This is a genomic window from Populibacterium corticicola, from assembly GCF_042683685.1.
Lineage (GTDB): Bacteria > Actinomycetota > Actinomycetes > Actinomycetales > Cellulomonadaceae > Timonella > Timonella corticicola.
On sequence record NZ_JBHUOP010000002.1, the window covers coordinates 287,147 to 308,795 of the forward strand.

The window sequence follows — 21,649 nt, forward strand, 5'->3', positions numbered from 1 at the left end:
CTCCCAAACCGGCGATCCTATAGTTCGAGGAGCATCCGCGAGTTGCCGAGCGTGTTGGGTTTGACCCTGGCAAGGTCGAGGAACTCTGCCACGCCGTCGTCGTGTGAACGCAGAAGTTCCGCGTAGACATCCACTCCCACGGGGGTGCCCTCAATCTGCCTGAAGCCGTGTTTCTCGAAGAACTCGGTTTCAAAGGTCAGGCAGAACACGTGCCGAAGTTCAAGCGTTCGGGCTCGATTGAGCAGTTCAGCCACGATGGCGTGCCCGATCCCCTTACCGAGGTGCTCTCGAGAGACCGCAAGGGTGCGGATCTCGGCCAGTTCCTCCCACATCACGTGGAGTGCGCCGCAGCCGTAGAGTTCGCGAGGGTTGTCTGGGTTACAGGCAACCACGAACTCCTGGACCGATTCGTAGTAGGTCACCGCCTCTTTGGCGATGAGTATCCGTCGAGCCGCATACGGTTCCACGAGGTCGCGGATTCCTGGCACGTCTTTGGGGAGTGCCGGACGGATCAGATATGACTGCGCTGTTTCCACACCTCGAATGTACGCCTGTGGATGGCAACTTGAGGTCGGTGACCACAATATGTCCGACTACATCACCTCCCATCGTGAACTACAGGGCATGAACTACAAGGACACTCACGCCGGTCTGTGGGTTTTGTCGCCGAACTGTGGCTCCGCATCCCACAGTTCGGCGACAAAACCCACAGACCGGCGAAAGACTCTAAGCACGGAATAGAGCGCTGGCTGAAGGAAAGTAACAAACCCAGCCATCAGTCAGCCTCAACCATGAAGGTTGTGGCCGTGACCTCGTCGATGATCAGGTCGGTGATGACTCCCGCCCGAAGTGCCGCGCGCAGCGGCACGATCTTGTTGTCACCGGACACGACGCACACTCGGCGCGGTATCTGGCGCAACTGCAACGGGGATGGACCGGTTGCGCGCTTGTTCAGGGGTATGTCCGCGTATGTTCCGTCCTCGCGGAGGAAAACGGTGCACACGTCACCGACGACCTCCTCCGTGTCGAGCACCTGGATGTCCTCAGGCTCAAGGTATCCGGCAGAGTACACGTGTGAGGGCAGGCCTCCGGTGAGGGATCCGACCGAGAACAGAGCGATGTTGGCTGACCTCTGGACTTCGAGGACGCGTTTGATGGAGCGTTCCTGCCACATTGCGTTTCGGGTCTCCTCGTAGTCGAAGAATGCCGGAACCGGAAAGTAGACCGCGTGCGCATCGAATGCGTCAGCGAACGATGCGATGAGATCCCCCGCGTAGGAGACACCCGAGGTTCGGGTGTTTGCAGCACCATTGAGCTGGACCACCACCCCGCCCTGCGTCGGTTTCCGCGGTAGATGCTTGGCCACCGCGGAGAGGGTCGTACCCCATGCAATTGCCAAGATCATCTCCGACTGGAACCAGGTTGTCACCAATTTCGCGCACATGATTGCAACCTGTTCGGCCCGAGCCTCGTCCGAGCGGGCCTCGACGATGGGCACGACGAACGCCTCAACCCCCCACCGCTCGCGGAAGTGCTGCCTGATTCCCGGTGCACGAGATTGCGTTGGCCGCAGGGTGATCTCGACCAGTCCAGAATCGCGAGCCTCTTTAATCATGCGGGAAATCGTTGACCTCGACGTGCCCATGTGACGTGCGATGGTCTCCATCTTTACGTCCTGTAGGTAGTACATTGAGGCAACTCGGAGAATATCTTGGTCGCGGTATGCCATGAGACCAGTTTTGCACATATGTGCAGTGGAGTTGCGCAATCGTTCGTTTAGGTGGAAGTTTTGTGTAAACGATTCAGATCACCGTTCCACCGGAAGGACAACGATGTCTGCGAGTAGCACCAACGCCACTCTGTCACCACAGTCTCGTGAGCGTTCACTCGAGGCCATGCGCGCCACCAGCAAGGAGAACCCACTCGACGTCTTGGTGATCGGTGGCGGTGTCACCGGAGCCGGAATCGTACTTGACGCAGTGACCCGCGGACTCGACACCGCAATCGTCGAGGCTCAGGACTGGGCCTCAGGCACCTCAAGCCGCTCATCGAAACTGATCCACGGTGGATTGCGCTACCTGCAGATGCTCGACTTCTCGCTGGTTCACGAGGCATTGACCGAGCGTGACCTCCTGCTCAACAAACTCGCACCGCACCTCGCAAAGCCGGTACCGTTCCTGTTCCCGCTCATCAAACAGTACGAGCGTCCATACATCGGCGCGGGCATCATGCTGTATGACATCCTTGCATCGCTCGCACCGGGTAAGCGCGCCATGCCGTTCCACAAGCACTATTCGCGTAAGGGCATGAAGAAGAAGTTCCCCTCGTTCCGCGACGACGCGGCTGTGGGCGCGATCGAGTACTGGGACGGAACCATCGATGACGCTCGCCTCGTTTTGACCCTTGTTCGCACTGCAGCGAGCTACGGAGCGCATGCGGCAAGCCGCACCCAGGTCATCGAACTCACCAAGTCTGGAGCCGGTCGAGTCAACGGCGCCGTCCTCAAAGATCTCGAAACGGGAGAGACCTTCACCGTCCATGCAAAGCACGTCATCAACTCGACGGGTGTATGGACTGAAGAGACCGAAGACCTTGCGGGTGGCAAGGGCGGCCTCAAGGTACTCGCATCAAAGGGTATCCACATCGTCGTACCTCGCGATCGCATCAAAGGCACCTCAGGACTGATTCTGCAAACAGAGAAGTCCGTACTGTTCGTCATCCCGTGGTCCCGTTACTGGATCATCGGAACCACCGACACTCCATGGAAGCAGGATTTCCAGCACCCGGTGGCCACGAAGGCGGACATCGACTACGTGCTCGAACACGCCAACGCGGTACTCGCCGATCCGCTGACCCCCGATGACATCATCGGAACCTATGCGGGTCTGCGACCTCTCCTACAGCCAGAGATGAAGGAGGGAACCTCCTCCGCAAAGGTCTCACGCGAACACACCGTCGCAGCACCTGCCCCAGGCTTCACCGTGATCGCCGGTGGAAAACTGACAACCTACCGGGTCATGGCCGAGGACGCAGTGGACTTCGCTCTCGGTGCGGAAGCCCAGGGCAGGCCTTCCGTCACCAACAACATTCCACTCCTTGGAGCGGTCGGGCTGGCTGCGATGGCGAACCAGACCCGCTCCTACCAAAAGAAGTTTGGCTGGTCCAAGCAGATGATCGATCACCTGCTGCACCGCTACGGCTCGATGATCAACGAGATTGTGGCGATCTGCAACGACGATCCATCAATGGCCCAGCCAGTCGCAGGCGCGGAAGCGTACCTGCGCGCCGAGATCCACTATGCGGTGACCCGTGAGGGTGTCCTTCACCTTGAGGACATCCTGCTCCACCGCACGAGGATCAACTATGAGTTTGCTGACCGTGGCCTCGGGGCACTGGAGGATATCGCATCCATCGCAGCCGCCGCTTTGGGCTGGGACAAGAAAACCACGGACAGTGAAATCGCTTCCTACAAGGCCCGCGCAGCGGCCGAGGAAGCAGCGGAGAACGAACCGGATGACACATCCGCAGAGAAGGTTCGTCTCGAAGCAGCTGACCTCTCCCCCATGGAGAAGCTCAGTTAGGAACGAGGACGTGGAACGGAACGTGGGGATCTCGCGTAGCAGACCCCTACCGAAGTGAAACGACCGCAGGTTCTTAACCAGGAAAAACAGTTAACGGAGCAATTCAGCAAGACTTCCCGCTGAATGATCTCGCAACCGCGAGAGTGTAACTCCCAGGGCCGCATCCGCGCAGTAGCGTGGGCGCACCCGCAGGCCCCAATGACAACGAAGTCAGAGAGTAGGAAAAATGGACGCAGTAACCCTAGGAGACATCTTTCTCCTGGAAACGCTCGGCACCATGGTGCTCATCATCCTTGGTGGCGGTGTCGTGGCAAACCAAGTTCTCGCCAAGACCAAGGGAAACAGCACTGGCTGGGTTCTCATCACGTTTGGTTGGGGATTTGCAGTGTTCTCGGGTGTGTACGTGGCATTCGCCTCGGGTGCGCACCTGAACCCAGCGGTCACCATCGGTTTGGCAATGACCAGGGATGAATTCCTTCCTGGTGTTGCTGTGAACGCAGCAAGCATCGGAACCTACTTCGCCGCAGAACTCCTTGGCGCCTTCCTCGGTGCAGTCATCGTTTACCTGACGTACAAGCAGCACTTCGATAAGACCGACGATGCAGGCCTCAAGCTTGCAGTGTTCGCGACCGGACCAGAGATCCGTAACCCACTGTGGAACACCGTGACTGAGGTCGTCGGTACCTTCGTGCTCGTTCTCTGGGTCCTCGTATCGGGTCACACCGAGTCGGGCCTTGGCCCACTGGGTGTTGCACTTGTTGTGGTCGCGATCGGTATGTCCCTCGGTGGTCCAACCGGTTACGCCATCAACCCAGCACGTGACCTCGGTCCACGTATTGCTCACGCTCTCCTCCCGATCAAGGGCAAGGGTTCGAGTGACTGGGGCTACTCGTGGGTCCCAATCGTTGGCCCAATCCTCGGTGGTATTCTCGCCGCGGTTGTCGCTTCAGGTTTCGACATCGTCGCCTAATCTGAACTCACTTTTCAGATTTTCGACGAGTCCCACGGTTTCTTTGAAAAACCTCAGTAACGCTCGACTCAACCACTGAGCATGGTGGTGCGGCACCAGCCGCACCACCCACCACCTTGGCGTAGGGAAAGGCTGGAAGAGGTCATCTCGTCGCCAATCAACTCTCACCACAGCAACACACCCCTCACGACCCCTTAGGAAGTCAAAGACATGTCAAAGAAGTATGTCCTCGCGATCGACCAGGGAACCACCTCATCGCGTGCAATTCTGTTCACTCATGAAGGCACCATCCACTCGGTGGGCCAACTCGAACACGACCAGATCTTCCCTCAGGCAGGCTGGGTTGAGCACAACCCAGACCAGATCTGGAACAACGTACGCGAGGTCGTCGGCCTGGCGCTGACCCGTGGAAACGCAACCTACGAAGACGTTGCGGCAGTCGGTATCACCAACCAGCGCGAAACCGCGGTGGTGTGGGACAAGACCACCGGTAAGCCCGTCTACAACGCAATCGTCTGGCAGGACACCCGCACCCAGAAGATCGTGGACACGATCGCCGGCGATGAGGGTGCCGACCGCTACAAGAAGGTCACCGGTCTGCCGCTCGCCACCTATTTCTCGGGTCCAAAGGTTCGCTGGATCCTTGAGAACGTTGAGGGTGCCCGTGAGGCAGCAGAACGCGGCGACCTGCTCTTCGGAACCACCGACACCTGGGTTCTGTGGAACATGACCGGTGGCACCGAGGGCGGCGTCCACGTCACTGACGTCACCAACGCTTCGCGTACGCTCCTCATGAACATCGAGACCCTTGAGTGGGACGACGCAATGTGCGAGGCCATCGGCGTGCCCCGATCGATGCTCCCAGAGATCAAGTCGTCCTCCGAGGTCTACGGTCACGGACGCAAGGGCGGCCTCGTTCCCGGTGTGCCCATCTCCGGTATCCTTGGCGACCAGCAGGCTGCGACCTTCGGTCAAGCGTGCTTCGAGAAGGGAACCGCGAAGAACACCTACGGAACCGGTAACTTCATGCTCATGAACACCGGAACCGAGCCAATCCACTCCGAGAACGGCCTGCTCACCACCGTGTGCTACAAGATCGGTGACGCTCCAGCAGTGTACGCACTTGAGGGTTCGATCGCTGTGACCGGTTCGCTGATCCAGTGGCTGCGCGACAACCTTGGCCTGTTCGAGGACGCCAAGGACGTTGAATACCTTGCACACAAGGTAGACGACAACGGTGGCGCGTACATCGTTCCTGCGTTCTCCGGCCTGTTCGCTCCACACTGGCGTCCAGACGCACGCGGTGCGCTTGTTGGTTTGACCCGTTACGTCAACAAGAACCACATCGCTCGTGCTGCTCTTGAGGCTGTTGCGTTCCAGACCCGCGAGGTCGTTGACGCGATGAACGCCGACTCCGGCGTGGAGTTGACCGAACTCAAGGTTGACGGCGGCATGGTCGCCAACGAACTGCTCATGCAGTTCCAGGCTGACCAGCTTGGCGTTGAGGTCATCCGTCCGCAGGTCGCCGAGACCACGGCTCTCGGTGCGGCATACGCTGCTGGTATCGCTGTCGGTTTCTGGAACGGCGAGGACGATGTCCGCAACAACTGGGCAGAGGACAAGCGCTGGTCGCCTGCGGACAGTGAGGACGAGCGTGCTCGCCAGTACCGCAACTGGAAGAAGGCCGTCTCGAAGACTCTCGACTGGGTTGACGGCGACGTGAAGTAGTTTTCGTTTCGCACCGTGCTGCGGTGGCGTGAGTCTTGGCTTTCACTGTTCGCCAACTGGTAAGAGACTGTGCGCCGGGTTACCCGCTGGTCGGTTGAAACGTAATGCAGGGGCGGCTCCCATCTCATCCGAGATGGGAGCCGCCCCTGGTTTTACCCGATCCTTTGTTATATCTTCGCTAGGCGAATCACCGACCATGACACCGCAGGCAAGTGCGCATCGAGTTGTCCGTTGCTCAGAGCGACACTTTCGTTCACGGCCGGCACTACAGAGGTGTCGTCTTCCGGCGAAGCTTTCCAGTACGGATCATCGTTGAAGTAGGTCAAGGCCTCAACGATTTCGAGGTCACCAAACCCACTAAGGTTCAGTTCCAGGGAGGCTGAATCGTCGATGGAACGATTGACAGCGAACACCACGACTTCGCCAGTCGATTCATTGTGGGTGGCCACTGCGGTCAGTGCATCGACCTCGCCGTGGCGTTCAGTGTGAATCTTTGGCGACTTCAGCGCTACTTGAAGAACTTCACCCTGAGCATGCTTAGCTGTCAAAGCAAAGGGATGGAATGTGGTCTGTTTCCACGTCTTTCCGCCAGGTACTGTCATGATCGGCGCAATCACGTTAACCAACTGCGCTAGGGATGCTGAATGTACTCGGTCGGTGTGCCGTAGTAACGTGATCAGCAAGTCTCCTACTACAACGGCGTCGGCAACGTTGTAGTGGTCTTCCAGTAACGCTGGGGCGATCGGCCAGTCATCACCCGTTGGAGGCTGTGATGGGGTTGCTTTCTGATACCACACGTTCCATTCGTCGAATGAAATGTTGATCCGCTTTTTGTGTTTGCCGGCTGCACGTGCTGCATCGGCAGTGGCAACCACTGATTCAATGAAGTTGCTCATCTTGTGCCCAGAAGCTAGGAAGGACGCTAGATCATCGTTGTCTTCGTAGTAGTACTCGTGCGCTGAGATGTAGTCGACCTGCTCATAGGCTTCGCTGAGGACCGTGTACTCCCAAGAACCAAACGTTGTCATATCGGAGGTTGACGACCCGCATGCAACGAGTTCCAAGTCAGGGTTGACTTGACGCATCGCACGCGCTGTCTCTGTTGCGATACGAGCGTACTCTTCAGCTGTTTTGTGCCCGGTCTGCCATGGGCCGTCCATTTCATTTCCGAGACACCACATCTTGATCCGATAGGGGTCTTCGGCACCATTCTTGCGGCGCTCATCGGACCAGCTGGTTCCCCCTGGAATGTTGCAGTAATCCAGAATGTCAATTGCCTCAGCAACACCACGCGTACCCAAGTTGATCGCCATCATGGGTTCAACGTCAGCTTTTTTACACCAACGCATAAACTCATCAAGCCCAAATTCGTTTGGTTCGGTGGAGTGCCACGCAAGGTCGAGGCGCCGTGGCCGGTCCTCTTTTGGTCCAATGCTGTCTTCCCAACGGAAACCTGACACGAAGTTTCCGCCCGGATAACGGACCGTGGAGACACCCAATTCTTTAACGAGTTCCATAACGTCTGCCCGAAAACCGTCTTGGTCGGCTGAGGGGTGCGTCGGGTCATAAATACCTGTGTAGACGCATCGGCCCAGATGTTCGATGAAGGAACCGAATGTGCGGCGCCGTACTGGTCCGACAATGAACGCTGGATCGACGGTCGCGCGAGCGGTAGTCATTTCTGATACTCCCAATTCAAGATCTATGCTCAACACCGAACATGATGAGCAATGGATGATCGACAACAAAACTAGTGAGTTGTCGTTGTGTGCATATGGCCTGCCTGCAGGCGGCATTCCACGCGCGCCTGCAGGCGGTCCTGTGAGCTACATAGCAACCACAAGGCGTTGCAACTTCAGGACAGTCTTTACTGTCCAAGCTCGTTTCTAAGGTCGGTCGCTGCCTGCTTAAGGGCTTCTTCGACTGGAGTTCCCGACTCAAAAATGTTGTTCAAAGTCTCTGTCGTCAAAGTGTTGTTCACTGACGGGAAGTTCGGGCTGGTTCCCGACACGAGAAGACCAATCGAGTCACTCACTGCGTTGAACGCGTCGAAAGGGTTGGTCTTGAAGTACTTAATAGTTTCGTTTTCTGGGTCCCGGATGATCGACTCATCTGTCCACATAGATGTGTTCAGTGGATCGAAGCCCAGAGTCTTCCAAATCTCGATGTTTCCTTCTTTAGACAACTTTGCGAAAGCAATGAACTCAGAGGCTAGTTCCGTGTTGCTTCCTGCTGATGGCACTGCAGTTCCTGTTCCGCCACCGCCAACTGTTTTAGAGACCGCCCCTTCAACTACCGGGGCAGGAGCTACTGCAACCTTTCCTGCAAGTTCAGGCATGTAGGCAGTGAAACGCGACATGAACCATGAAGGCATAACCATCGCGGCGAAGTCACCATTGTTGATTGAACCATAGGCTTCTTCGGTGTCTGGCTGTCCGCCAGGAGGGACGTCAGCAGCACCGGAATCCTGCAGGTCTTTGAGGATGTCGAATGCTTTGATGACCTCGGGCGAATCCACGGTGACGTTGCCGTCAGAATCTAGGTAGTCTCCCCCCAACTGCGCGAGCAGCAGGTTGGATTGCCAAGCTGCTGAAGTGTCAACGGTTGCGAAGGTCTTGCCCGTCTCTTCCTTGTACTTGACACCTGCCGCCTTGTAGTCGTCCCACGTCTCAATGGTGGAATAATCGATTCCAGCGGCTTCGAGCAGTTCGGTGTTGTAGTAGGCAACTGTTGTTCCCACGTGGAAATCCAAACCATACAGTGCCCCGTTTTTGGAGTAGAGATCCAAACGGGACTTCACTAAGTCCTGAACATACGGTGCTGCTGCAGCTGTGAGATCTTCGAGTGCAGGCTCACCCTTTGTGAAGTTTGGGAATTTGGAAACCTCGATGTCCACGAGGTCTGGAAGTCCCGTGCCCGAGTTGAGCGCGAGTTGCAACTTGTTGTGCATGTCGTCGTAAGGCATGACATTGATTTCCACCTTGACCTGACGGTCTGGGTTGGCCTCGTTCCAGTAGCCCGCCATGGTCTCGTAGTACTGACCGTGCAGTTCCACGAAGGTCCACAGGCTCAGTGTGGTGGCGGTGTCACTTGCTTTTTGGTCAACCGTGGAGGTGTACTCCTTGGTCGGTTCAGTCTGGCTTGGCTGAGTGCAGGCTGCGGTCAGTGCAACTGCTGCCGCTGCTGAGACAGCAGCCAGCTTTCGGGTCCACGTCATGGTGTTTCTCCTTTGATACTCACTGTGTGAACTGATGGGACAGGGTTTTGAACAGCAGGAAATTATCCCTTAACTGCTCCAGCGGTCATTCCTTCGATAAAGAATCTTTGGAACGCCAAGAACAAAAGCAGAATTGGTATGAGCGAAAAGAACGCGCCAACGATTAGGAGTGAATAATTGTTCCCGTAAGGGGTCATTAAAGTATTCAAACCTATTGGCAGAGTATACTTTTCTGGCGAACGTAGAACCAAGAGCGGCCATAGAAAGTTGTTCCAACTCGCCATACCATTCAAAATGGCCATTGCAGCCATTGCGGGCTTTAAAAGCGGCATAATCAGACGGAAGAATATACCGAATTCAGTGACACCATCCACACGACCGGCTTCAAGAATTTCCTGAGGAAGCCCAATCATAAACTGTCGGAAGAAAAAGATGGTACTGGCTTGCGCCAAGAACGGGAGCAAAATCGCCGCATAGTTGTCAGCCATACCCATAGCATTTACTTGGACATACAGAGGAAGCATGAGCATTTCGAACGGGATGGTCATGAGGACCAACACCAAAATGAACATGACAGACTTGAACTTAAAGTTGTACATCGCAAACCCGTAGGCAACGAATGAACTAATCAGAAGGGTTCCAGCAACTTGAATTGCAGTCAAAATCAGTGAGTTAGCGAACCACCGGAAATAGGGCCCCGAATCGGTAAACAACATGACGTAGTTGTTCAGATGCGCTGCATTGGGATCCAGTCCGAGGTTGAGTCCGTGACGGATGAGCATGTCGCCATCTTGGAAAGTACCTACCAGCATGGCCCAGAAAGGGACGAGAGCAAGAGCGGAGACAATCGCAAATGATACAAATAGTCCGATTCGTGCTGCGCGCGATCCGTTACGCACTTTGTTTTCTTCTGTTCCTATGCTTTTCATCGGGCTTCCTTTCGGAACAATCCGCTCAGCGCGAGTTGAGTCAGGTTAATCGTGAGAATCACCACAAGTAGGACTACACCGACAGCGGACGCGTATCCGAGGTCATTATCTTCCACACCTTTTCGATACAGGTAGCCGACAATGGTCAAACCAATGTTCTGGGGAGACTTGTTTCCTCCGTAGAGCATAAAACTTTCAAGGAACATAGCCATACCGCCGTAGACAGATATGGTTACGACATAGATAATCGTTGGCTTAAGTTGCGGTAGTGTCACGTAGATGAATTGCTGCCAGCGCGTTGCGCCGTCAATCCGCGCTGCCTCGTAGTACTCGATAGCGATTGATTGCAACCCGGCTAGGAAGTACATCATATTCACACCAGTCCACCGCCACAGAGCAACTATTAGCAATGCGGCAAGACCAGTCAGGTCGTTCTTTAGCCATTTAACCGGATCTACACCAAATACGCCGATAATTTGGTTCATTAGCGCGGTGCTGGACTCTGAGAACATCAGTCGGAACACGATACCCGCAACGACAACACTTGTGAGCGCGGGGATAAACATTGCCGACTTGAAAATGGCCTTGATTTTTGGTGAGCCGATTTTGGAGTTAACAAGTACGGCAAGCACCAAGGGGATCGGAATGAGCAGAAGTAGTGTGAGTGCGGTGTAGCGAAGAGAGTTCCCCATCGCGAGCCAAAAGAGCCTGTCACCGAAGAGCCTCGTGTAGTTGTCGAGACCTATGTTCTCAACTTGATTGGGCAAGATATTTTGCCCACTCATGATGATTGATCGCCCCAAGGGGAACGCCCAGAAAACCCCAAAAGTGATAATAAACGGCAAGATAAATAGGTACGGGGCTGCTTTTTGCGAATACAGCAGTCTCATCACATCAACTCCTCGTTGAGCATGCGTTGATACATCGTTGTAACGAGAAATTACAACGATAGACACAGTAAGCACAAGGGCAGAGGTAAACGTTTACCAAAATGTGATCTATCGCATAGGCGACCTTGGCCTTGAGCTTTCAGCTCAGATGCGCTTTGAAGATTCGCGTTCCACCACGGAAAACTGGGCCACTATATGCTCGGGTTCACGCGCTCTACCTGCGATTTTGCTGACTAGGAGATCAACTGCGCGCGCTGCGATCTCATCTCGCCCTGGATCAACGCTGCTCAACGGCGGATCTGAGTAGCGAGCGTCGTCAATGTCATCAAACCCGATAACTGCGACATCTTCTGGCACCCTCAGACCTCGCTTGCGTAGCGCAGGAAGTGCACCCAAAGCCAAAGCATCATTCATGGCGAATACACCGTCGACCGGAACGCCGGAGTCAAGAACCTGATTCATTGCGGTAAGCCCTGTGGAGCGAACCCACCGTCCAGCTGTACCCAGGAGTCTGGGATCAAAAGGCAGGCCAGCCGCTTTCAGTCCTTGGCAATAGCCTTCGAACCTTAATCTCGCAGAGCTCATGATGTCGTTCTCGTGGTAGCCAAGCAGCGCAATATGTTGGCACCCCTTTGCCGCCAACAGTTCCGTTGCCTTTTTCGATGCCTCCACATTTGCCATGGTCACATGGTCATATCGTGGATCGAAGATACGTTCCCCTAGTAAAACCAGTGGATAGTCGACATCCAGTTCCGGGTGAAATCTTGGGTCTAGGGCAACAGGAGAAAACAAGACGCCGTCTGTGAATCGGCGACGCGGGCTGGAGAGCACCTCGACCTCATGCTCACCAAGAGAACCAGTTTGTTCAATCAAGAGGGTGAGATTTTGTGCTTCAGCGGCTTTGAGCACGGAGTCAGCGAGCTCAGCGAAATAGGGAACTCTGAGTTCCGGCAAGATCAATCCGATCATTCCTGTGCGGCCCCGGCGCAGGCTGCGTGCCGTCATATTTAGTTGATAGCCGAGCTCGCTGATCGCTTTTTGCACTCTCGCCCGCGTATGCGAACTCACCTTGTTACTGCCGTTGACAACATTCGAGACGGTCTTGATTGAAACACCTGAGCGTTCTGCAACATCTCGCATGGTTGCAGGGGCGCCGCCGCTATCAATCGCATTGGAAAACAGTGAGGTGGGATAAAATCCAGTTTCATCAGACACATCTATGCGAACAACACTCGCTTCAGCAGGCTGCTCTGCATTGTCCGCATCGGGTTCCTGTGTCAGTTGCGCTGCTGCTTGGGACACTTCTTTGTGTCGCCCATCCCGGATTGCAACTATCGGCGAGTCTTCGCCGAGCGTAGCGCAAGAGCTCACAAACCAAGCGCGAAGCACTTGCTGATCGCAGTGTGTTATCAAACTTGTATACACGCGATGCGCGAACCGCAAATTCCGTTCGGGTTCAGGACGCATGGTTGCCCCGGGTTTCGCCCAGCGGAACGGAGCCTTTGGATCTTTCATCCCCGACATCTGTACAACCAGCGCAGGCCCGAACGCTTCGTTCAAGGTGGCAACAACTTGATGAATCGGCGCTAGCGTATCGCTCGTTTTGGTGATGTTCTTCACAACTGGCTCCATGTCACTATGATGCTACTCCTGTCAAGAAAAAACAAACCGAAAACAAACCGAAAACAAACAGGCTTGAGCTATAACTGGTGTTCACCGGAGCGCCCATACTCGGCTGCGTAGGAACCTGTTTACCTTGTTGGACGAACTTAGGCACGAGCACTTGACTCTTGGGCACTGCACTGGGCCGTTTGGCGCAAAAAGCTGCACTGGATCCGAGTACCTTTGATGAATAGTCATCAACTTCCCCACTACGCCCACAGTGGACCGTAGCCCACTGTGAACCCAACTCTCGTTTTCAGTTCTTGACCTAACCCGATATGGATAACCCTATGCACGACCTGACGCCCTGGCAGGTGTTCTTCTCCGAGTTCCTCGGCACAACTGTTCTTCTAGCCATAGGGACCTCCGTGGGAGCAAATGGCACGTTGCGACACACGAAAGGTTTTAACGCGGGATGGGTTGGAACGGTATTTGGATGGGGATTTGCAGTATTCACCGCTGCTCACGTTGCGTACAAGACCGGCGCTCATCTCAATCCAGCGGTCACTCTCGGTTTAGCCCTGCACGGGTCTGAATTTGCACCGGGAATCCCAGTAAACGTCAGTAACGCAACGCTCTACCTTTCGGGCCAACTCTTGGGCGCTTTTGTTGGCTGTTGGGTAACTTATCTGGCGTATCAGCCACATTTTGCCTTGGTTTCTCGTGAAAAGTCGCTCGGTATTTTCGCAACCACCCCGCAAATCCGTCGTCCGTGGTGGAACCTTGTGACCGAAATCATCGCAACTACTGTATTGGTGTTGTGGCTCCTAGTCGCCAATTACACGACATCTGGGCTAGGACCTCTAGCCGTTGCCGTAGTAATTATCGCCATCGGTTTAGGTTTTGGTGGACCCACCGGGTTCGCCATCAACCCGGCCCGTGATCTAGGGGCACGTCTCGCTCACGCAGTTCTTCCGTTGAAAAACAAAGGATCTAGCGAATGGGATTATGCGTGGATTCCCATCGTAGGACCATTTTGTGGCGCAGCCTTCGGTGCCCTGCTGGCTTCTATGCTGTGATCTGGCAACGGTATCCCCTCACACAGAATTACGATGCACCGGTACCCTAGTTCGATGTCAGAGGTGCACTGCACAATGTAGATATGCAGTATGTGGTGGTGGAGTTACCGGACGGCTCAGTGAGGTCGATCCGGGTGTCCGTGCTTGCCACCGGCGAGCTAGAGATTGGCGACGAAACCCACGTTCCAGCCGATTCTTTCGCGCAGTGGGTGTCCGAGTTGGAACGTGAGTGCACGCCACGGTGGATCTGGGCGGACACCTCTATCATCTATACCCGGCTGCTACGCGAAGGTGTGCGCATCGAACGCGCTCACGACCTGCGTCTTGCCCGAGCGATCCTGCGCAATAACCGATGGACTAACCGTTCTCCCTTCTCTCCCCTGGAGGATTCCGAGCGCCAGGAGGCAGACTCGTGGAATTGCCCTCCGCCCGAGATTTCTGATGCGCTATTTGACACCTCCCCGGCGATTCTCGGCGATCCGATCGCGGAGTATCGCCGACAGATGCGTGTACTGGGTTCTGCCAGCCCTGAACGTCGAGGGCGCCTCACCTATCTCTTGGCTGCCGAGTCCGCAGGTGGTCTGATTGCTGCGGAGATGACTCACGCGGGGGTTCCCTGGGATGTGGGGATACACGACTCGTTGCTGTCTCAGGCGCTCGGACCACGTCCGGCCTTCGGGATACGCCCGGTCAAGTTGGAGCGCCTCGCTGAGCAGATCCGCGAGTCGCTGGATTCCCCGCATCTCAACCCCGACTCCCCCAAGGATCTGCTCAGGGCGCTCAACAGCGCGGGGCTGGATGTGAAGTCGACGGCGAAGTGGGAGATCAGAGACCTCAGACATCCCGTGGTGCCCGTGCTGCTTGAGTACAAGAAACTGCATCGCATGATGACCGCGAACGGTTGGACGTGGATGGATGAGTGGATCAGGGAGGGGCGGTTCAGACCGGTCTATGTTCCCGGTGGTGTGGTGACGGGTCGTTGGGGTGCTGACGGTGGTGGCGCTCTGCAACTCCCGCACTTCGTACGCCCGGCTGCCGTTGCCGATCCTGGGTGGACGTTCGTGATCGCGGACGCCGCTCAGTTGGAGCCACGGATTCTGGCTGCGATGTCCGGTGATCTCGCAATGGCCTCGGCCGGACGTGGGCATGACATGTATCAGGGAATCGCCGATGCGGGCGTGGTGGAGTCGCGGGAGCACGCGAAGTACGGAATGCTCGGCGCGATGTACGGCGGAACCACGGGGGTGAGCGCTCAGGTGCTTCCCAAGTTCAAGATCGCGTTCCCTCGGGCCATGGATCTTGTGGAGGGTGCCGCACGTGCGGGTGAACAGGGTGGAACTGTTCACACTTGGCTCGGGCGCACGTCGTTGCCCGGACATTTTGGCAACACGGTCGAGGGGGATGACGCCGAGTTCTCACAGGACCGTCGAACGCGGGCTCGCTCGTACGGACGTTTCACCCGGAACTTCATCTGTCAAGGGACAGCGGCTGAATGGGCGCTGTTGTGGATGGCGGGCGTACGCCAGCGTCTCCGCAAGATGACGCTGGAAACCAGCCCCCGCGTCGCCAATCCTGACGCCCTCGGCTCCATCGCAGAGGGCGATACCACTGCGGGACCGTTCCGCCCTGACCCTGTGACAGTGGGACCGCACCTCGCGTTCTTCCTGCATGATGAGATCCTCATCCACACTCCTGAGGGTATTGCCGAGCAGGTTGCTCAGGCCGTGCATGATGCGGCACGAGAGGCGGGGCATACGCTCTTTGGCCAGACCGATGTCGAGTTTCCGGTGTCAGCCACGATCAGCCGCACCTATGCCAATCCGAAATCGTGATTTGGGGGTGAGGGTGAGGTCCTGTCGGACAAGAAAGGTGCAACGGCAACTGATACGGTCGAGAGATGAGTTCAATCGCGGTGGTGGGCGGACACGGAAAAATCGCCCTGAAACTCCATCCTCTGCTTGTCGAGGCTGGACACACACCCATTGCCCTGGTTAGGTCCGAGGACTACCGCGAGGAGCTTGAGCGACTGGGCGCAACCATGCGCGTCCTCGACATCGAGAACGCAACGCTCCAAGACTTTGAGTATGCCCTCAAGGGCGTGGATGTCGTGGTGTTCAGTGCTGGCGGCGGACCAGATGGAAGTATCGAACGCAAGCGGACCGTTGATCTGGAAGGATCGCTGTCCTCGCAGATGGCGGCCTCAAATCTTGGCATTCAACGTTTCATCCAGGTCTCGGCAATACGTGTCGATGAACCAACGCCTGAGGACTCAAGCGCCGTGTGGGAAGCCTACGTCGATGCGAAGGCGCAGGCGGACAAGGCCTTGCGCGCATCCGGCCTCAAGTGGACCATCCTTCGTCCCGGGCAGCTCACGGACAAGGAACCGACCGGATCCATCGAACTCGGCGGACAGGTGGATACAGGCCCCATCACCCGCGGCGATGTCGCGGCGGTGATCGCCGCAGCCATCGATAACGACGCCACCATCGGCAGGCAGTGGGAACTTGTCAATGGCTCGGTGCCGATTGTGCAGGCCATCGCGGAGGCGACCGCCCCGCGCTAGGAAGGGTGGATAATGGTGGATTGTGAGTACGCAACCACCGTTTGAACCCCCCATCGCCCGCAAGCCCGGAGCATCCGGTGTTCCCCACATCGTGTTCCACGAGCCACGCATCGCAGGCAACACAGGAAATGCCATCCGGCTCGCGGCCATCACGGGAGCCCGGCTGCACTTGGTGGAACCTCTTGGATTCGATCTCTCCGAGCCCAAGCTCAAACGTGCGGGGTTGGACTACCACGATCTTGCGGTCATGGATGTGCACAGGAACTTCGATGTTCTCGTTGACCTGTACCCTACCTCTCGGGTCTTTGCGTTCACGACCCGGTCCACAACCAGTTTCACAGACGTGGCCTATGAGCCAACAGATCTGCTCGTGTTCGGTCCTGAACCAACCGGCCTCGATGAAGCGGTGCTAAACCACCCTCGTATTACCGCTGAGTTGCGCATCCCGATGCTGCCGTCCCTCAGATCACTCAACCTCACGAATGCGGCATCCATTGCCGTCTATGAGGCCTGGCGTCAAAACGGTTTCGCTGAGGCAGTCTAGTCGCAGGTAAATATGACTTAATCCTGCGATTTGGTGGGCGAGAACAGCGAGTGAGAAGATGAGACGCAACAACAATGTTGTGTCCGGCATCACTTTTTGCGATTCCCGCTACTGCGGACAGTTGCATGAGTTGACTGCACCCTTCGGATGAAGGAGTTCTTAGATGGTTCTCTCAGTCCTGGTGCGCCTCGTGGCTGCACCTTTCCGATTAGAGCGGCTTATTCGTGGAACAGACACCGAGCACGCGCACGCAGCCGCTCCGCCACTGACTCTTTCCACCGTGCCGCGTGCCTGTTGCATCAAGCATGAAACCGGCTCCAACTAACACGTAGGGTCCGAAGCAGTTGATCTGCTTCGGACCCTTTTACGTTTTCTGGATTGACGCAAAGACGCGTGGGATAGCTCAGTGCCGTCGGTGGGGCGATTTTGGCCCGGGCACACGGTTTTTACATGTGCCTGTGGACCAATCTGGCCCCACCGATTGTGGCCCATCACCTGTCAGTGCGTCAGAACTCTACAGCTTGTCCCTGGCCGCAGCGTATTGCTCCCGCACAACCGGAGTAGGTTCAGCCTCAAACACCTGCGCTCCAGCCAATGGCCACGCAGGCGGTTCGGAGCCTCCCAGCAGGGTCCATGCGGCTTGGCGTGCCGCACCATCCGCCACATACTCCCCGGCAGCCGGTACCGTGACGGGAAGCCCGAACACTGCGGGCGCGAGTGCACGGGTCGCGGGTGACTGCGCCCCTCCCCCGATGAGGAGCAGTCGTTTCACCTCCACACCGAGTTCACGCAGAGCATCGATGCCGTCGGCGAGCGAGCACAACAGCGCTTCAACTGCTGCGCGGGCAATGTTCGCCGGGGTTGTGTTCTCGAGCCTCATCCCGTGCAGCGCTCCGGTCGCATCTGGCCGGTTGGGCGTACGCTCCCCCTCAAAGTAGGGAATAAGCACGAGCCCGCCAGCGCCCGGCTGTGCGGACAGTGCCAACTGAGCCAGTTCGTCGTAACTCACACCCAAGATGCGGCGTGCCACATCCAAGATGCGTGAGGCGTTGATCGTGCACACGAGTGGCAGGAAATCACCGGTTGCCGCAGCAAACCCGGCCACGTTTCCCGTCACATCACACACCTGGCGCGCGGAAACGGCCGACACCACACCGGACGTTCCCACCGACAGGACGATATCGCCTGCGGCTGCGCCCAACCCGAAGGCAGCGGCTGCGTTATCTCCGGCCCCCGGTCCCACAACGATCCCATCCGGGGTTGTTCCAGCGCTTTCGCGCGGGCCCAGGATGCGGGGGAGCACGATCCGCTCAAACGTGCCCGGTCCCGCAGCCAACTCAAACAGCTCTCGCTCATAGAAGCCGGTCACAGAGTTGAAGTAGGCCGTCCCCGATGCGTCGGAGCGATCCGTTGCAAGGGCAGACAGATCGCGGGCTGCACCCGGTTCTCCCCCGGCCCCGATGATCTGCCACATGAGCCAGTCGTGTGGCAGTGCGATGGCAGCGACGCGGGCCATGTTCTCGGGTTCGTTGTCGCGCAGCCACCGCACCTTGGACGCGGTGAAGGATGCCACCGGCACCACGCCGATCTCCGAGGCGTAGGCCTGCGCTCCATCACCATCGCGGGCATCTCCGAGGTCCGCAATCAGGTCAAGCGCCGCACCGGCGGAACGGGTGTCGTTCCACAGCAGTGCATCGCGGATGACCTCGCCGTTCTCATCGAGTGCGACGAGTCCGTGCTGTTGCCCGCCAACCGCGATTGCTTCGACTCCGTCGAGTCCACCAGCCGCTGCGACGGCTTCCTGGTAGGCCTGCCACCAGAACCGGGGATGGACCGAGGTTCCGTCGGGGTGCTTCGCGGAACCGGAGCGAACGAGCGCTCCGGTCTCCGCATCGCGGATGACCACCTTGCACGACTGCGTGGACGAGTCGACGCCAGCGACAAGACGTGCCATGGACTCAGCCGATCAGGTGCTTGAGAGCAAGCTGGTTGAGGCGCACAAAACCGAAGGAACGCTGTGCGGCCGCGTCGGCGTCGTAGTCTTCGAACGATGCGGTGTCAGCGAGCAGGTCAGCGACGGTTTCACCGGCAGCCAGGGTTGGTGTTGCCAACTCGAACAGGCCAGCCTGTTCCATTGCGGCCTTGACCTCTGGGTCTTCGCGGTAGGCCTTTGCCTTGGCGGCAAGCAGGGAGTAGGTTTCCATGTTTGCACGAGCCGAGTCCCAGACCCCTTCGACGGTTTCGGTGCGCGATGGCTTGTAGTCGAAGTGCCTTGGACCGGTGTAGCGTGGCGCGTTCGGGGATGCCGGGAAGCCGTTCTCCACAAGATCAACGGTGAAGAAGGCGGAGAGCAGGTCGCCGTGACCGAACACGAGGTCCTGGTCGAACTTGATGGAACGCTGACCGTTGAGGTCGATGTGGAAGAGCTTGTCTGCCCACAGGGCCTGTGCGAGGCCGTGGGTGTAGTTCAGGCCCGCCATCTGCTCGTGGCCGGTCTCTGGGTTCAGGCCGACGATGTCGCCGTGCTCGAGTTCCGCGATGAAACCGAGCGCGTGACCGACGGTTGGCAGGAAGATGTCACCGCGAGGTTCGTTTGGCTTTGGCTCAAGGGCGATCTTGATGTCGTAGCCCTTCTCCTTGATGTAGCCTGCGATGAGGTCAACGCCCTCCCTGTAGCGCTCAAGCGCTGCGTGCAGGTCCTTGGCGCCGTCGTATTCGGAGCCCTCGCGTCCACCCCACATCACGAAGGTCTTGGCTCCGAGTTCTGCGGTGAGGTCAACGTTGCGCAGGACCTTGCGCAGTGCGAAGCGGCGTACGGAGCGGTCGTTTGAGGTTACGCCACCGTCCTTGAATACGGGGTGGGAGAAGAGGTTGGTGGTCACCATCTCGATGGTGAGTCCGGTTTCCTCGGCTGCATCCTTGACCTGACCGAGGAGTTTCGCGCGAGTTGCGTCGTCGGAGCCGAATGGCACGACGTCGTCGTCGTGGAAGGTGAACCCCCAAGCGCCGAGTTCGGCTAGTTTGCGGACGTCGTCTGCGGGATTGCGGTGTGCACGGCTCGCTGAACCGAACTGGTCCTGGCCAGTCCAGCCAGTCGTCCACAGGCCAAAGGAAAAGTTGATGTCTTGCTGAGCCATGTCGGAGTCTCCTCGTCGAGAGTCAATTTGTTGTACGGTTAAACTTATACATGGTTTTCGGTAAGGTCAACACCATGACTGTCAGCAATGCATCAGGGCAACACACCCTACGTGAACGCAACCTCGCACTTGTAGCCCAAGAGATCTTCACGTCCGATGCACCCATCTCCCGCGCGACCGTCTCGGCACGCACCGGCCTTACCCGCGCAACCGTATCGTCGCTAGTCGACCTGCTTGTCGATTCCCAACTGGTCGCAGAACTGCCACCAGTGGTTTCAAAGAAAGCCGGACGCCCAGCAGTCCCCCTCGTCCCCGCCACCGGAACGTTCTTCGGAATCGGACTGGAGGTCAATGTGCACTACCTAGGCGGCACGATCGTCGATCTGAGCGGCACAGAGCACGGCCAGATAATCGTGGAGGGTGATTTTCAGGGATCCAATCCCGACGAGGTAATGAATCAACTGGCGGAGATAGCCGTCTCACTTGTCAGAACGGCCACGAAATCCGTCCTCACCCCCGGACGCAGTCGCCCAGTCATCGCGGGCGTCAATATCGCGCTGCCAGGCCTTATCGACCCAAACAGGTCCATCCTTCGCGTCGCGCCGAATCTCGGCTGGCATGACCTCAACCCCGTCAACACCGGGCCCATCAGTGAAGCCCTGTACCTTCGCACAGGCCACAACGTCACAATTGGGATCGGCAACGAGGCGAACTTCGGTGGCCTTGCCCAGGTCGCACTCGCAAACCTGACCACCTTCCTCTACGTCTCCGCCGAAGTCGGTATCGGTTCCGCGATCGTGCAGGACAGCGCCGTCTTCCTCGGGAGACGCGGTTGGAGCGGCGAACTCGGCCACCTGACAATCGACCCCTCCGGCCCCGAGTGCAGTTGCGGTTCACGAGGCTGCCTTGAGCAGTACGCTGGCCTCCTGGCGATCCTGCGCAACGCGGGCCTTGACGACGACACCCCGGCCACCACCCTTGTCACGCGCGTGCAGGATGGTGACGCAGCGGCAATCGCCGCCGTTGAAACGGCGGGCGAGGCCCTCGGGCGAGCGCTGGCCGATTACGTGAACCTGATCGACATCCACATGATCGTTCTCGGCGGCTTCTTCCACCCCCTGGCTGATCTGTTGATCCCGATCGTCACCAAGAGCCTGGTGACACACGTCGTTGCCGCCCCCTGGGCCCAGTTCAATGTCCTGCCCGCCCCCGTCGGTGTTTCTTCCGCGATGATCGGCGCGGCCACCAGCGTCATGCGGGCGGTGTACCTCAACCCCGCTCCCTGGCTTGAGGAGGCTCGGGGATACTGACCCGCCTCGCTCAACACGTACGAGTCACCAGTAGAATGTAAGCCATTTGAAGGTTACAAACCCTGTGATTGCGTGAGCCCTTGATTCCCCATGTTTCCC

The 21,649-nt window shown here is 57.5% G+C and carries 17 protein-coding genes; 8 read left to right on the forward strand and 9 right to left on the reverse strand.

Annotated features, from left to right (window positions below; translation table 11 throughout):
* Nucleotides 1-17: 17 nt before the first annotated feature.
* Both ACFSYH_RS05010 and ACFSYH_RS05015 read right to left on the reverse strand, forming a co-directional pair.
* Nucleotides 18-536, reverse strand: coding sequence for an amino-acid N-acetyltransferase (locus ACFSYH_RS05010; protein WP_377465519.1), 519 nt, complete (start codon nt 534-536; stop codon nt 18-20).
* A 239-nt stretch (nt 537-775) separates the two neighbouring features.
* Nucleotides 776-1,729, reverse strand: a complete 954-nt coding sequence (locus ACFSYH_RS05015) for a sugar-binding transcriptional regulator (RefSeq protein WP_377465522.1) — start codon at nt 1,727-1,729, stop codon at nt 776-778.
* A gap of 103 nt (nt 1,730-1,832) precedes the next feature.
* On the opposite strand from ACFSYH_RS05015, the gene ACFSYH_RS05020 reads away from it, so the two are divergent.
* From ACFSYH_RS05020 to glpK, 3 genes are all read left to right on the forward strand, one after another.
* Complete coding sequence (locus ACFSYH_RS05020; protein WP_377465523.1) at nt 1,833-3,581, forward strand: glycerol-3-phosphate dehydrogenase/oxidase; 1,749 nt, start codon at nt 1,833-1,835, stop codon at nt 3,579-3,581.
* Nucleotides 3,582-3,807: 226 nt separating this feature from the next.
* Nucleotides 3,808-4,551 carry an MIP/aquaporin family protein gene (locus ACFSYH_RS05025; protein WP_377465526.1) on the forward strand — a complete coding sequence of 248 codons (744 nt, stop codon included), beginning with the start codon at nt 3,808-3,810 and terminating at the stop codon, nt 4,549-4,551.
* Nucleotides 4,552-4,761: 210 nt separating this feature from the next.
* A complete protein-coding gene (glpK, locus tag ACFSYH_RS05030; protein ID WP_377465528.1) occupies nt 4,762-6,279 on the forward strand; it encodes a glycerol kinase GlpK in 1,518 nt (505 codons plus the stop codon).
* A gap of 167 nt (nt 6,280-6,446) precedes the next feature.
* On the opposite strand, the gene arfA is transcribed toward glpK, so the two are convergent.
* The 5 genes from arfA to ACFSYH_RS05055 all read right to left on the reverse strand — a co-directional run bounded on the left by arfA (nt 6,447) and on the right by ACFSYH_RS05055 (nt 12,935).
* The gene (gene arfA, locus ACFSYH_RS05035; RefSeq protein ID WP_377465530.1) at nt 6,447-7,958 is read right to left on the reverse strand and encodes an arabinosylfuranosidase ArfA; all 1,512 of its coding nucleotides are present in this window, start codon (nt 7,956-7,958) and stop codon (nt 6,447-6,449) included.
* Nucleotides 7,959-8,146: 188 nt separating this feature from the next.
* Nucleotides 8,147-9,496, reverse strand: a complete 1,350-nt coding sequence (locus tag ACFSYH_RS05040) for an ABC transporter substrate-binding protein (RefSeq protein ID WP_377465533.1) — start codon at nt 9,494-9,496, stop codon at nt 8,147-8,149.
* A 62-nt stretch (nt 9,497-9,558) separates the two neighbouring features.
* Entirely contained in the window at nt 9,559-10,425 is an 867-nt protein-coding gene (locus ACFSYH_RS05045) for a carbohydrate ABC transporter permease (protein WP_377465535.1), read from the reverse strand.
* Nucleotides 10,422-11,315, reverse strand: a complete 894-nt coding sequence (locus ACFSYH_RS05050) for a carbohydrate ABC transporter permease (protein WP_377466094.1) — start codon at nt 11,313-11,315, stop codon at nt 10,422-10,424. Before ACFSYH_RS05050 ends, ACFSYH_RS05045 begins: the two co-directional genes overlap by 4 nt.
* 144 nt (nt 11,316-11,459) lie before the next feature.
* Nucleotides 11,460-12,935 (reverse strand): LacI family DNA-binding transcriptional regulator, encoded by a 1,476-nt coding sequence (locus ACFSYH_RS05055; protein WP_377465537.1) that lies wholly within the window; start codon nt 12,933-12,935, stop codon nt 11,460-11,462.
* Nucleotides 12,936-13,267: 332 nt separating this feature from the next.
* On the opposite strand from ACFSYH_RS05055, the gene ACFSYH_RS05060 reads away from it, so the two are divergent.
* The 4 genes from ACFSYH_RS05060 (at nt 13,268) to ACFSYH_RS05075 (ending at nt 17,103) form a co-directional block, all read left to right on the forward strand.
* Nucleotides 13,268-13,996: an MIP/aquaporin family protein gene (locus tag ACFSYH_RS05060; RefSeq protein ID WP_377465539.1), complete on the forward strand. Its 729-nt coding sequence runs from the start codon at nt 13,268-13,270 to the stop codon at nt 13,994-13,996.
* An 83-nt stretch (nt 13,997-14,079) separates the two neighbouring features.
* Nucleotides 14,080-15,828, forward strand: coding sequence for a bifunctional 3'-5' exonuclease/DNA polymerase (locus tag ACFSYH_RS05065; RefSeq protein ID WP_377465541.1), 1,749 nt, complete (start codon nt 14,080-14,082; stop codon nt 15,826-15,828).
* A gap of 65 nt (nt 15,829-15,893) precedes the next feature.
* Nucleotides 15,894-16,559: an NAD(P)H-binding protein gene (locus ACFSYH_RS05070; protein ID WP_377465543.1), complete on the forward strand. Its 666-nt coding sequence runs from the start codon at nt 15,894-15,896 to the stop codon at nt 16,557-16,559.
* 52 nt (nt 16,560-16,611) lie between these two features.
* Complete coding sequence (locus tag ACFSYH_RS05075; RefSeq protein ID WP_377466095.1) at nt 16,612-17,103, forward strand: tRNA (cytidine(34)-2'-O)-methyltransferase; 492 nt, start codon at nt 16,612-16,614, stop codon at nt 17,101-17,103.
* Nucleotides 17,104-17,617: 514 nt separating this feature from the next.
* Here the strand turns inward: ACFSYH_RS05075 and ACFSYH_RS05080 are convergent.
* Both ACFSYH_RS05080 and xylA read right to left on the reverse strand, forming a co-directional pair.
* The gene (locus ACFSYH_RS05080) at nt 17,618-19,057 is read right to left on the reverse strand and encodes a xylulokinase (RefSeq protein ID WP_377465545.1); all 1,440 of its coding nucleotides are present in this window, start codon (nt 19,055-19,057) and stop codon (nt 17,618-17,620) included.
* A 4-nt stretch (nt 19,058-19,061) separates the two neighbouring features.
* Nucleotides 19,062-20,240, reverse strand: coding sequence for a xylose isomerase (xylA, locus tag ACFSYH_RS05085; protein WP_377465546.1), 1,179 nt, complete (start codon nt 20,238-20,240; stop codon nt 19,062-19,064).
* 74 nt (nt 20,241-20,314) lie between these two features.
* Between xylA and ACFSYH_RS05090 the strand changes: the two genes are divergently transcribed.
* Complete coding sequence (locus ACFSYH_RS05090; protein ID WP_377465547.1) at nt 20,315-21,550, forward strand: ROK family protein; 1,236 nt, start codon at nt 20,315-20,317, stop codon at nt 21,548-21,550.
* The last annotated feature ends 99 nt before the right edge of the window (nt 21,551-21,649 follow it).

What these genes read in the sequence shown, in the direction of transcription:
- ACFSYH_RS05020 (WP_377465523.1), top strand. Translation starts at nt 1,833, where the DNA reads ATGTCTGCGAGTAGCACCAACGCCACTCTGTCACCACAGTCTCGTGAG.
- ACFSYH_RS05060 (WP_377465539.1), top strand. Translation starts at nt 13,268, where the DNA reads ATGCACGACCTGACGCCCTGGCAGGTGTTCTTCTCCGAGTTCCTCGGC.
- ACFSYH_RS05025 (WP_377465526.1), top strand. Translation starts at nt 3,808, where the DNA reads ATGGACGCAGTAACCCTAGGAGACATCTTTCTCCTGGAAACGCTCGGC.
- xylA (WP_377465546.1), bottom strand. Translation starts at nt 20,240, where the DNA reads ATGGCTCAGCAAGACATCAACTTTTCCTTTGGCCTGTGGACGACTGGC.
- ACFSYH_RS05045 (WP_377465535.1), bottom strand. Translation starts at nt 10,425, where the DNA reads ATGAAAAGCATAGGAACAGAAGAAAACAAAGTGCGTAACGGATCGCGC.
- ACFSYH_RS05015 (WP_377465522.1), bottom strand. Translation starts at nt 1,729, where the DNA reads ATGGCATACCGCGACCAAGATATTCTCCGAGTTGCCTCAATGTACTAC.
- ACFSYH_RS05065 (WP_377465541.1), top strand. Translation starts at nt 14,080, where the DNA reads ATGCAGTATGTGGTGGTGGAGTTACCGGACGGCTCAGTGAGGTCGATC.
- ACFSYH_RS05090 (WP_377465547.1), top strand. Translation starts at nt 20,315, where the DNA reads ATGACTGTCAGCAATGCATCAGGGCAACACACCCTACGTGAACGCAAC.
- ACFSYH_RS05070 (WP_377465543.1), top strand. Translation starts at nt 15,894, where the DNA reads ATGAGTTCAATCGCGGTGGTGGGCGGACACGGAAAAATCGCCCTGAAA.
- arfA (WP_377465530.1), bottom strand. Translation starts at nt 7,958, where the DNA reads ATGACTACCGCTCGCGCGACCGTCGATCCAGCGTTCATTGTCGGACCA.
- ACFSYH_RS05040 (WP_377465533.1), bottom strand. Translation starts at nt 9,496, where the DNA reads ATGACGTGGACCCGAAAGCTGGCTGCTGTCTCAGCAGCGGCAGCAGTT.
- glpK (WP_377465528.1), top strand. Translation starts at nt 4,762, where the DNA reads ATGTCAAAGAAGTATGTCCTCGCGATCGACCAGGGAACCACCTCATCG.
- ACFSYH_RS05050 (WP_377466094.1), bottom strand. Translation starts at nt 11,315, where the DNA reads ATGAGACTGCTGTATTCGCAAAAAGCAGCCCCGTACCTATTTATCTTG.
- ACFSYH_RS05080 (WP_377465545.1), bottom strand. Translation starts at nt 19,057, where the DNA reads ATGGCACGTCTTGTCGCTGGCGTCGACTCGTCCACGCAGTCGTGCAAG.